This window comes from Rhodocytophaga aerolata, assembly GCF_030503435.1.
Lineage (GTDB): Bacteria > Bacteroidota > Bacteroidia > Cytophagales > 172606-1 > Rhodocytophaga > Rhodocytophaga aerolata.
Genome location: NZ_JAUKPO010000075.1, coordinates 1 through 10,932, shown reverse-complemented (window position 1 = coordinate 10,932; position 10,932 = coordinate 1). Strand labels below are relative to the sequence as shown.

Genomic DNA, 10,932 nt, shown 5'->3' with positions numbered 1-10,932 from the left:
AAAATTCGCTCGTTTATAAAAAACATCTTTGCTATAAACCGGCACTTTTTCCCCTCTAAATTTTTCTTCCCCTCTTGCCCGTCCTATAGTATAAAATGTTAAAGTGGAAATTAATTTTGCTATGTTAAAGAATAGCCTTTCTATACCCTTAGATGCTGTAAAATAGCTAAAACAAATAGTTTTCAAAGCCTTATCAACGAAATAAGGAAAGAGGTTATGGAGGACGAAATCCCACATTACCTTAGATCCTATTATACTAAATTTGAACTCGGAAAGCAAGCAGGTATACACATCTGTTGTATACAAAATTTAGCCTATACAAAAAAAGTTGTAGTACTTCCTTGACATTGCGCGTATAAATTTTGTGTATTGAGCAAGAATTGCTCTCATGCCTGCTAAAAATTTGTAGCCTATGGCCTCTACGCTCTACTATCCAACAAAAGAAACGCAAAAAAAAGCCGTTGCCGCTCTTTGCCTGCAAGGTCTCTGCCGGCTTTCCATCCCCGGCCTCAGACTATGAGGAAAAGAAGCTCAACCTACATGACTACGTGGTAGAGAATGAAACCACGACCTATTTTGTCAAAGCCCAAGGCGATTCGATGATTGGGGCAGGCATCTTTGATGGAACCTTGCTAATAGTAGATAAATCTCTGGAAGCATCGGAGGGAGATATAGTAGTCGCTTTTATCAATGGCGAATGCTTTGTCAAGCGGCTGCGCTATGAGAAAGGCAAAACGTTTTTATGTCCGGAAAACAAAGTCTATCCGGCAAGAGAGATAAAAGAGGGGGAGAGCTTTCACCCCTTTGGCGTAGTAACAGCCATCTGTACTAAGTTTAACACTAAAAAACGCTAGCCTATGTTCGCCTTGGCAGACGGGAATAATTTTGTGCGACGTGAAAAGTCGATTATCGGTTTGTTATCCAGGCCACATGGTCCGTGATAACTAATCGTTCCGTCGGTTGTACTCTAGGGAGAAGTGCAGGAAGGTAACAACTTGTACGAAGCAACCCGACAATGTACCGAAACCCATCCAAGCCGTGAGGCAAAGATGGTTCCACAGCATCAAGTGGAACAGGGCTAGAGTAGAATGGTAGGGTTAGCACATGCGAACTTCTGATAAACGCCGTTAAGCACGAACAAGCCAAAGATGCTGATAGGCTTGAACCAACAGGTAAAGTGGCAGGTATTGGGGCTGAATGTTTCCCCAATCACGGACAAAGATGCCACCGGCGAAAAGGAAGAACCTAACCCATTCGTAGGCCGATGATCGAAACACGGTAAGCCCATACTGGTCCTACAAAGGAAAGTATCCTGCAAAGGCTACCCATACCGGTGTGGGTAAAGGATGGCGGAAAAAGCGAAGGCCTCCTTGTAATGAGGGGGATAGGGGTTGTAAGATTACCTCACGCGAAAGCGGGCAGACTTCCGCCTGGTCTCTGATCACGAAAAAACTTGAATAAACAGATGAAGGAAACAAAGCAGATGACAGGAGAATTCCCGGATTCGAATGGTGCGGTTTCCAGCGAGCAGGCTGGCTGGTATGCCATTGACTGGCAAAAAGCACAACGGCTCACTAATCGTCTCCAAGCCCGTATCGTGAAGGCCACTCGGGAAGGTCGGTGGGGCAAGGTTCGCTCCCTGCAACACCTGCTGACCCACTCGTTTAGTGCCAAAGCACAGGCGGTAAAACGAGTAACTGAAAATGAAGGCCGGCGAACCAGCGGGGTGGACAACCAACGCTGGGAAACACCCGCCCGCAAACTGCAAGCAATTGCCCAACTACGACAACGAGGCTACCAGCCCCAACCACTTAAGCGTATTTACATTCCTAAACGGAACGGAAAACTGCGGCCATTAAGCATTCCAACGATGAAAGACCGGGCGATGCAAGCGCTATATGCCGCTGCCCTGCAACCGGTAGCCGAAACATTGGCCGACCCGAACTCCTTCGGATTTCGAAAACAACGGGCTACTATCGACGCCATTGAGTATTGCTTTGCATGGTTAAGCCGAAAAGACTCCCCACAATGGGTTTTGGAGGCCGACATCCGCAGTTGTTTTGACCGAATTAGCCACGATTGGTTGATAAAGAATGTGCCAATGGATAAGCAAATCCTGACTAAATGGCTGAAAGCTGGTTTTATGGATAAGAACCTGTTGCATCCAAGTGAAGAAGGTACTCCTCAAGGCGGTATTATTTCCCCCATCCTAGCCAACCTGGCTCTGGATGGTTTGCAATCCGCCCTGGCTACCCGTTTTAAGAAGGTTCACCGCAGCCATGGTAATGTCTATCCCAAAGTGCACCTGATCCGGTATGCTGATGACTTTATTATCACAGCGGCGGAACAGGAAACAATGGAGGAAATCCGTGCCTTGGTGGAGGAATATCTCGGAGAACGGAGATTGGAACTCTCTAAAGAAAAAACTCGCATCACCCATATCAGCGAAGGGTTTGATTTTCTAGGAAGAAATCTTCGAAAGTACAACCAGAAACTGATCATTTGTCCTTCCCAGGAAAACAACCTGGCAATTAGACAAAAGGTGCGCAAGTTAATTAAGAGCAATAAACAGGTTAGTGCGAGTGACCTGATTGCATACCTGAATCCAGTCATTCGGGGATGGGCAAACTTTCACCAGCATACCTGTAGTTCTAGAGCCTTCCGAAGACTGGATATTACGGTATTCAACGCGTTGTGGAAATGGGCACTGCGAAGGCATAAGCGTAAAGGAAAAAAATGGATTAAGCGAAAGTACTTCTGTCGGGAAGGAAACCGGAACTGGATCTTTTGCGGAGAACCGATAGGCAAGAAAGATGGCCGGGTTATTCAACCCAAACTATTCTACGCCAGTTCGGTCAAAATTCGTCGACACGTTAAGATCCGTACCCACGCCAACCCGTTCGATGTTGAATGGGAAACTTACTTCGAAGAACGATGGCAGAAACAGATGCTACAATCGCTTCAAGGAAGAAAGCAACTCTTATTCTTATGGAAAGAGCAGAAGGGCAAATGCCCACTCTGCCAGTTGGCCATCACCCAAGAAACGGGCTGGCACAACCATCACATCGAATGGAGGGTACATGGCGGAAAAGATTCCTCCGAGAATCGGGTGCTCCTTCATCCGGAATGCCATCGCAAGGTCCACAGCCTTCATTTAAAAGTTGATAAGCCGCGTCATTTCTAATGGCGTTATAGAGGCTTGAGCCGGATGAAGGGAAACTGTGCGCCGTGGCACGCACTGATTAAATTACCAGCTCAACTGGTCAGTGTTCAGGAAAAAGACACTGAGGTGAACAACTAACCTAATCCTGAAAGGGAAAGGGGAAAATAGCATGTTGCTAAAGCGGAGCACAACCGAAGACGTGTAAGCTGTGGCTCTGCAACACCTGCATGACAAGGTTAAAGCTAAACTGCCTGAACCCTAATGTCCAGCGATGGAACATCACATCCTTCGGTAGCACGTCTGTACACCGATGTCATCAGTAGCCAGGAATTCTAGTTTCGTTCCTGGTAGCTCCTGACTGATGAGCGATGAGTAATGAACTCATTCAAGGACATGAGTAGGGGACCTAAATCATGCTAGTACGTTGGTCAGTGACGGAACACGGGATTGCCTACGGGAGGCGACTGCTAAGGTAACGGAGTTCCAATAGTAGTTGTGGAGGTAACGAGCCACTAAAGAGAACGGGAAAGCCGTTTACAGGGCCAAGTGGAACAGGTAATCAGATGACAGCAATTAGTAAGGTACGCGAGATGCGAACAGCCGAAACGATACTGCACATCATTCGACAAAGAGGGCAGCGAAAATTGCCGCTGGAAGGATTGTACCGGCTACTGTACAATCCTGGTCTATATTTGCATGCTTACGGAAAGCTGTACCGGAACCAAGGTGCTATGACTAAAGGGATTACCACAGAAACCGTGGACGGCATGTGTCTGGAGAAGATTACTACAATCATCGAAGCATTACGCTACGAGAAGTATCGCTGGACCCCTGTGCGCCGCATCTACATACCCAAGAAGAATGGCAAACTGCGACCATTAGGTATGCCCACCTGGTCGGATAAACTTTTACAAGAAGTTATTCGCTCCTTGTTGGAAGCTTACTACGAACCGCAGTTCAGCCCGCACTCCCATGGATTCCGCCCTGGCAGAGGTTGTCATACAGCCTTGCAGGAAGTATCCCGGCAGGGTCGGGCTACCAAATGGTTTATTGAGGGGGACATTAGTGCCTGTTTCGACAAGATAGACCACTCGGTGCTGCTTGACATTCTGAGAGAACAAATTCATGACAATCGTTTTCTCAGACTCATAGGTGGTTTGCTAAAAGCAGGGTATCTGGAAGATTGGAAATGGAACGCTACGTATAGCGGTGTTCCGCAAGGTGGGGTAGTAAGCCCGATCCTTTCCAATCTAGTGCTGGATAAACTAGATAAGTACGTAGAACAGGAACTGATCCCGGTCTATACCAAGGGGGAACGTCGTCGGACCAATCCTCCATATGTAGCCCTTACCCGGGCAGCCTCTAAAGCGCGAAAATCCGGAAACCTGGAACAAGCCTGCATACTCAACAAACAAGCCCAAAAGATTCCGTCGCGTGATCCTAATGATCCTAATTTCCGACGGCTCTGGTATACCAGATACGCTGATGATTGTCTGCTTGGGCTAGTGGGTACAAAAGCCGAAGCACTAGCAATTAAAGAACGGCTTGCTAGATTCTTAAGGGAAGACCTTAAGTTGACACTCAGTGAAGAGAAGACGCTCATTACTCATGCACGAGAGGAAAAAGCCCATTTCTTGGGTTACCAACTTCACGTGCTGCATGCAGACAGTAAGCACGACCATCGCGGTCAGCGTTGTATTAATGGCAGCGTTGGTTTTCGTGTACCGGATAGTGTGACAAAAGCCCATTGCGCCAAATACCAACATAAAGGCAAGCCTATCCATTTGACACAACGGGTACCAGATGATGCCTATAGCATTGTGACCCAGTATCAAGCTGAGTATCGGGGGGTAGTTGGGTACTACCGCCTGGCCTATAATTTGCATACGTTGGGAAGACTCAGGCACGTGACGGAAGTATCTCTGGTAAAAACCCTGGCTAAGAAGTTTAGAACGACTTGCCCTCGGATCTACCACCAATATGGAAGACGCCTTCAACTCAAGGAAGGCAGCTACAAGGTGCTAGAAATAAGACGGGAGAGAGCCGGGAAAAAGCCACTGGTAGCACACTTTGGTGGAATTCCTTTAAGAAGGAATCAATGGGTAAGTTTGGATGATGATCGTAGTGCTAGCCGGATCTGGAGCCGTCGTAGTGAAGTAGTCGAGCGGTTATTGGCTCAGGAATGTGAACTTTGCGGAACTAAGGATCACATTGAAGTGCATCATATTCGCAAACTTTCAGACCTACAGCAATCAGGCCGTTCCCCGCAACCGGATTGGAAAATGAAGATGAGTGCCCGGCAACGCAAAACACTAATAGTTTGCCGGCAATGTCATCAAAAAATCCAGTATGGACGTTATAATGGGAAGGCCCTCTAAAACGAAAAGATTACTGGAGAGCCGAGGTGCACGGAAACGTGCAAGCCCGGTTCGGAGGGGGGCGATTGGAAAAGTGCCGACATGGGCAACTCGCTGGTCGCCTACCCTACTTCACGTCCGGTTCTTAGAGGGGTTGGGAGTGGAAACACTCCCCGCCTACTCAACTACGCAAGCTGTGAGCGGGTATTTAACCCATCCCTCAACGGAAAGCCGGTAGTGGTGCTTTCAAATAATGACGGCTCTATCATCGCCAGATCCAATGAGGCCAAAGCCTTAGGTATTTCGATGGGACAGCCCTACTATCAGGCAAAGAAAACAATTGATGAACATGGGGTAAAGGTATTCTCTTCTAATTATGAGCTTTACGGGGATATGTCTAATAGGATGATGACCGTGTTATCCTCGCTTGCCCCAGAATCTGAAATCTACTCCATAGATGAGTGCTTCCTTGGCTTTTCCGGATTTGAGGAAAGCAGGCTGCCCGATCATGCCCACCTGATTAGGGAGCGGACACTCAAATGGACAGGCATCCCCGTATCCATCGGGCTTGCCCCCACAAAGACCCTTGCCAAAGCAGTCAATAAAGTGGCCAAGAAAAACGAGGGGATAAAACTAATCCGCACATCCGATGAAATAGATGAACTATTAGAGAAGTACCCAGTAGAAGACTTATGGGGCATTGGACGAAAGTATAACAAGCGATTGCAGGAAATGGGCATCAAAACAGCCCTGCAATTCAAAGGGCTGCCCGAAGGCTGGGTGAAAAAGCACATGGCCATCTCCGGATTGCGTTTGCAATACGAGCTAAAGGGTATCTCCTGTATCCCGCTGGAAAAAGTATCGGCTACCAAAAAAGCCATCTGCACCTCCCGTAGCTTTGGGCAGTATGTATCCACCTACAAGGAAATGGAGGAAGTGGTAGCCAACTTTGCCTTTAAGTGTGCAGAAAAGGCTAGGAAAGAAAACACGGTAGCAAGAGCTGTTACGATCTTTATTCATACAAACGGATTTAACACAACTTTGCCCCAGTATTCAAACAGCCGAACTATGCGACTACCGGTAGCTACGGCTGATACGGCTGAAATTCTGCATTACGTGCGCCTGGCCTTGCGATCTATTTACCGACCGGGCTATGCCTACAAAAAGGCTGGCGTGATGCTCACAGGGCTGCATACAAAGGATGCTGTACAGATGGATCTGTTTGACTCTGTAGACCGAAACCGGCAATCGTTTTTAATGGAAACCATAGATGAGGTGAATCAAAAAATGGGAAAGAAAGGCGTATTTGATCCACCCGTCAAGTTTGCCTTGCAGACCCATCTAGCCGAGCAGAAAAACTGGCCCATGCAGCGAAAGTTCTTATCTCCCTGCTATACCACCCGCTGGGAATCCGTGCTCAAGGCTAGCTAATACAAGAAAAAGAGCTACCTGAGCGTTAAAGCAATCAAAGCCATCACCGTAACAAGGGTAAGTGCATGCGTGTACAAACAATCTTTTCAATCCTGTTTTCTTTACTTAGCATCAGGCTTGCCTATAGCCAGAATCTTATCAGCAATCCTAGCCTGGAGCAATTTGAGGGAAAATTTGCCAAAAGCTGGCACATGATCGCCGGATCACCGGATATTGCCTCCCGCCATTTTATCAATGCCGATCTAATCACCCGGGGCTTTTTCAATCCTTTTTTAGGGCCCACTACTTTCCAATACGTCAAACTCATCGAATTTGGGGATGTATGCCTCTGTCAGTGGATGAATCACAAACGAAGTGAAGTTACACAGGTGAAATTAAGTAAACCCCTAAAACGAAAAAGGCAGTATCAGGTCAGTATGTATGTGCTCAAAGCCTCCCCCGATGAGCAGCCCTTGCATGAAATGTCCGTGTATCTCTCCTCCAAACCGCTGCCCTCAGCCTTTCATCCAACCGGCTATAAGGCTGCCTATACCTCCTTAACATCAAAAGCTTATCCGCTACTTTCCTTAGACAACAAGTGGATGAAGGTACAAGCCCTTTATAAGGCAAAGGGAGGTGAACGCTACCTGACCCTTGGCAACTTTACGGGAGCTAATAAGGAGCCTCTTGCCCAACTACTAGCCGTAGAGGGGGAAAATTTTTCTGTCTACTACTGCTATGATCAGTTAAGTGTTATCCCTATAGAAGAAGCAGAACCGCAGGAGCAGGCCCTAGAGCCTGATGAGCCTATCGCAGCACCCTTGCCGCTACAAGATACGCTTGTCAAATTCCTGCCGCCCCTGATTACTTTAGAGGATGCCAATTTTGCCTTTGGCAAGTATGAGCTGCTGGAAAATAGTTTTTCAATCCTAGATGAGCTAGCCGCCTACTTGAAAGAGCAACCCCAGATCAACGTGCAGATCAGCGGCCATACCGATAACATAGGAAAGCAGGCAGATAATCTGCTTCTATCAGAAAAGCGGGCAAAAGCGGTTATGAGTTATCTGCTCTCCAAGGGGGTATCCGCAGGCCGCATCAGCTACAAAGGGCTAGGGGAATCCAAACCAAAAGAAAGCAATCAAACAGAAGAGGGCAGAGGAATCAACCGCAGGGTAGAAATAGAAATGATAACCCACTAGTTTTTATCTATATTATATAGCCGTATATGTTTTATATGTTTTCTACCATATATGGTCAATTAAAATCGGCTTCTACAACATGTCTCGTCCTGAAATAGGTTTACAATCATTTGTAAATTTATTTCGTACACCATGAAGAAACATACGATCACACAAGAGGAGATAATTGCTGAATACCTGGCTGGCGGTACTTCATATCGCAAACTTGAAAAGAAATACAATATACCCGGAAGTACAATCTCTGGATGGATACATAAACATGAAGGTAGAAAGATAAGCTGGCGAGAGAGAATGAAAAGAAAAAGAGCCAAACAACAAGCAGAACTAGCCCAACCTCCAGAGGAGGTCAAACAATTACAAGCTTCTTTACGCAAAGCTGAACTCTACAATAAGCTTTTAGAAGAAATTCTGCGGCTTTCAGAGGAACATACAGGAATAGAGTTAAGAAAAAAGTTTGGCACCAAGCAATCATGAACCTAGGGCAAGTGGAAAGCCGCAGCTTACAGACACTTTGCTCATTGCTTGGTTATAGTAGGCAATCCTATTATCAATATCAACAACACAAACAAAAACAGGCTTTACAAGTAGATTTGCTATTAGGGCAAGTGGCCCTGATCCGCAAACAACAAAAGCGCTTAGGAACGCGCAAGCTATTCTTTCTGATGAGGCACTTCATGCAACAACATGATATTCAAATTGGCCGAGATGCCTTATTTGCTTTACTTAGAGAAAATGGTTTGTTAGTCAGGCGAAGGAAACAAAAAAAGCCTATTACTACTTTTTCTAATCATTGGATGCGCAAATATGACAATCTTATTGTTGATTTTATTCCAACCCTTCCTAATCAGATCTATGTAAGTGATCTTACTTATATCACTCTTAAGGATGGTTTTGCTTACTTAAGTCTGGTCACCGATGCTTATAGCCGCAAAATAGTTGGCTTTTGTTTAGCAGAAACTTTGTCTGCTGATGGTTGTATACAAGCCCTACAAATGGCTATTGCCAATGCCAATGGGGACATACTTATTCATCATTCCGACAGGGGAACACAATATTGCTGTATGGATTATGTAGCCTTATTAACTAAACATGCTATCAATATCAGCATGGCGCAAAGGGGAGACCCATTAGAGAACGCTTTAGCTGAAAGAGTCAATGGCATATTAAAAGACGAATTATTAGAAGAACAGTATTCTAATTTTGCTGAGGCTCAGCAGGCTGTTGCTCTGGCCATCAGCATCTATAATCACCAGAGGCCTCATAGTAGTATTGATATGCTCACTCCTGTGGAAGCACATCTGCGAAATGGTGAACTGAAAAAACATTGGAAAAATTATTACCGGAGTAAACAGAAAAAGGAGGTGGAAATGCTATAAATAGGTTTTATAAGGCATATACAGAAATACATATAAAAGTAAATCCGTTACAGGGGTAAACCTATAAACGGATTTATATGCTCATCTGGCAGTCGTATTCCTGGTAGGTTGCTCCTCAGCAGAGCCTACTTCCGCTTGCAACTGCAAAGTAAATGTAAACTATATTTAGGATTTAATTAAATTTGTAAACCTATATGCGGATTAACTCGCATAAACTGTCAACTATTTTCAGGACGAGACAATTGAAAGGAAGTTGGCAATGGACATCAAATGGGGGAGAATCTCCTTTTTATGGAGGTATCCCCATTAACTATCAGGAGCTGTATGTGGACGGGGATACACTATCGGCCTTTAATTTTGTCCAAGGCTATGATCTTAAACCATGGCAGATTCAAAACAATGTTGTTTCTAAGAATGGAGCTGAAATAGCAAGGATAAAGCAAATAAATGAAAAAAGATTGCTGCTCATCCATTCGGAGGGAGTGGATACACTTACTTTCATAGAGAATTTGATTATTCCCAGGAATACTTTTCATTACAAAAATAAATCTGCTTTTGAGGTGTTTATGAAAGGATTTGAACAACGTATGGAGAAGTACTATTTAGAAACATTAGGTATTGATATCACCAAACTACCCACCTCCGATATCAAACCTGTAGATGAAATAATATCTGAATTGTCAACGAATGATGATATTGGAAAAGATTAAAAATGAAAAAGGAACTGAGCCTAACACCAGTAACTGTTGCACAACTCCCGCTGAGTAATTTAATGTTTTAGAACTTAAGGCTACCAGGATACCTAATTTTCTCCCATCTTGTATAGATAGAAACTTAGCCAACGCTTGCTTAGTAAAAAATAAAAGGGCCGTAGAGGAGAAATAGCTGCCTTAGCAGTAGTGATGGTATATCTGGCTGTGAAGCGGAGGTATTTTTTGAGGTTGAAAGCAATGGCAGCCATCAGCATACATTTGTGGGCACCCATTTGGCCGCGAGTATTCACTTTTCTCATGCCTAAAAAATTAAGCAGGGTTCCAAGAACTGGTTCTACCTTGCTCTGCCTGAGCTTTTTCATGTATTGACCTTTAGAGGAAAGCTGTCTAAAGTAAGCCCGTTGATAGTGAGCTTGGTAATAAGTTACATCAAATTTTTTCTCTCTGGATTTTCCCAGACAAGTTTGCTTAAGAGGACAAACTTTACAATCCGTACGGGAAGCTCTATAGGATTTTTTCCAATACCCTTCTCTATCTGCATAAATACGGCTGAGGGGCAAGGGTTTACCTTGTGGGCAGCTATAGCAGTCGTGTTGCTTATCATAAATAAAGCCTTCTCTTTCCATTTGAAACAGACCATGTACAGGAATATAGCCAATTGCGTATTCTGGCGATGCTGGTCCAGTGATTCTGGGAAAACTGGTCCAAAAAACT

Annotated in this window: 10 protein-coding genes; 8 read left to right on the top strand and 2 right to left on the bottom strand. The window is 45.1% G+C overall.

Annotation, left to right across the window (positions count from 1 at the left end; genetic code table 11):
• The coding region (locus Q0590_RS35595) for a hypothetical protein (protein WP_302042449.1) at positions 1-186 on the bottom strand (186 nt) is incomplete at its 3' end.
• Positions 187-362: 176 nt separating this feature from the next.
• On the opposite strand from Q0590_RS35595, the gene Q0590_RS35590 reads away from it, so the two are divergent.
• The 8 genes from Q0590_RS35590 to Q0590_RS35555 all read left to right on the top strand — a co-directional run bounded on the left by Q0590_RS35590 (position 363) and on the right by Q0590_RS35555 (position 10,215).
• The gene (locus tag Q0590_RS35590; protein WP_366970800.1) at positions 363-854 is read left to right on the top strand and encodes a LexA family protein; all 492 of its coding nucleotides are present in this window, start codon (positions 363-365) and stop codon (positions 852-854) included.
• A 611-nt stretch (positions 855-1,465) separates the two neighbouring features.
• Complete coding sequence (gene ltrA, locus Q0590_RS35585; RefSeq protein WP_302042447.1) at positions 1,466-3,184, top strand: group II intron reverse transcriptase/maturase; 1,719 nt, start codon at positions 1,466-1,468, stop codon at positions 3,182-3,184.
• 542 nt (positions 3,185-3,726) lie between these two features.
• A complete protein-coding gene (locus Q0590_RS35580) occupies positions 3,727-5,541 on the top strand; it encodes a reverse transcriptase/maturase family protein (RefSeq protein WP_302042446.1) in 1,815 nt (604 codons plus the stop codon).
• An 81-nt stretch (positions 5,542-5,622) separates the two neighbouring features.
• Positions 5,623-6,951 (top strand): Y-family DNA polymerase, encoded by a 1,329-nt coding sequence (locus Q0590_RS35575; RefSeq protein ID WP_302042445.1) that lies wholly within the window; start codon positions 5,623-5,625, stop codon positions 6,949-6,951.
• Positions 6,952-7,016: 65 nt separating this feature from the next.
• Positions 7,017-8,129, top strand: a complete 1,113-nt coding sequence (locus tag Q0590_RS35570; protein WP_302042444.1) for an OmpA family protein — start codon at positions 7,017-7,019, stop codon at positions 8,127-8,129.
• 132 nt (positions 8,130-8,261) lie between these two features.
• Positions 8,262-8,603, top strand: coding sequence for a hypothetical protein (locus tag Q0590_RS35565; RefSeq protein ID WP_302042443.1), 342 nt, complete (start codon positions 8,262-8,264; stop codon positions 8,601-8,603).
• Entirely contained in the window at positions 8,600-9,505 is a 906-nt protein-coding gene (locus Q0590_RS35560) for an IS3 family transposase (protein ID WP_302042442.1), read from the top strand. Before Q0590_RS35565 ends, Q0590_RS35560 begins: the two co-directional genes overlap by 4 nt.
• 194 nt (positions 9,506-9,699) lie before the next feature.
• Positions 9,700-10,215 (top strand): hypothetical protein, encoded by a 516-nt coding sequence (locus tag Q0590_RS35555; RefSeq protein ID WP_302042441.1) that lies wholly within the window; start codon positions 9,700-9,702, stop codon positions 10,213-10,215.
• A 92-nt stretch (positions 10,216-10,307) separates the two neighbouring features.
• Here Q0590_RS35555 and Q0590_RS35550 read toward each other — a convergent pair.
• On the bottom strand, positions 10,308-10,932 hold a 625-nt coding region (locus Q0590_RS35550; RefSeq protein ID WP_302042440.1), incomplete at its 5' end, for a transposase.